At 41.0% G+C, this 1,050-nt stretch carries 2 protein-coding genes; both read right to left on the minus strand.

Annotated elements, in window-relative coordinates:
* Positions 1–514, minus strand: a 514-nt coding sequence (locus AC1DUA_RS38795; RefSeq protein WP_477504751.1) for a carbohydrate ABC transporter permease, incomplete at its 3' end; no start/stop codon positions are given.
* Positions 515–526: 12 nt separating this feature from the next.
* The coding region (locus AC1DUA_RS38800) for an ABC transporter permease subunit (protein WP_477504752.1) at positions 527–1,050 on the minus strand (524 nt) is incomplete at its 5' end.

The following is a 1,050-nucleotide window of genomic DNA, read 5'->3' on the forward strand; positions in this document are numbered from 1 at the left end:
CTTCCAAACTATCCGGAATCGCCGCAAACGAGGTTCTCATGATAATCAAATTATAGGTGCTGATCGCTCCCGGTAGAATGAGTGCCCACATTGTGTCAAACATGCCGAGACTTTTCACAAGCAAATAGTTTGGAATCAAGCCTCCGCTAAAAAACATCGTAAACACAATCATCATCATGATTGAATCCCGCAGCATGACACCTTTTCTCGATAATACATAGGCTCCGATAGAGGTAATAATTACGTTGATACTTGTTCCCACTACAACATAAATTAACGTATTGGTGTAACCCGTGATGATATTGGGATTTTTAAAAACACTGATGTAACCGTCTACATTAAAACCCAAAGGCCAGAGCAACAAACCGGAATGACTCGCTAAACTTGAAGGGTTACTTAAGGACGCCATAGTCACATATAGAAATGGATAAAGTGTAATTAAAGCTAGAAACAGCAAGAAGCATATATTAAAAAAACCGAAAATAGCTTCGGCTTTGCTTCGCTTTAGATTCATCGTCATCCCTCCCTACCAAAGACTGGTTTCATTGACTTTTTTACTGATTTTGTTGGTAGCTACCAAGAGCGCAAAATTGATCACCGAGTTAAATAATCCAACGGCTGCGCTGAAGCTGTAGTTTGCTTCTAGAATCCCTTTGCGGTATACATAAGTTGAAATCACATCCGAAGTTTCGTAGGTAACCGGATTGTACAACAGGAAGATTTTATCGAATCCGACGTTCATCATGCTTCCCATTCTTAAAATAAACAAGATGATAATAGTGGGCATAATCCCCGGCAGTGTAACATGCAGCATTTGCTTAAAACGTCCCGCCCCGTCAATCGTCGCCGCTTCATACAAGTCTTGATCGATGCCGGCTAAAGCAGCCAAATAGATAATCGAGCCCCAACCCACTTCCTGCCAAATATTAGAGCTCACATAGATGGTTCGGAATAATCCGGGTTCTAGCAGCATCGTTATTCTTTCCATTCCCATGAAGGCGAGTAAATCATTAATAATCCCGTTTCTTGCCGTGAAATCTACAATTAAAC

The organism is Paenibacillus sp. 01T422 (assembly GCF_056398785.1).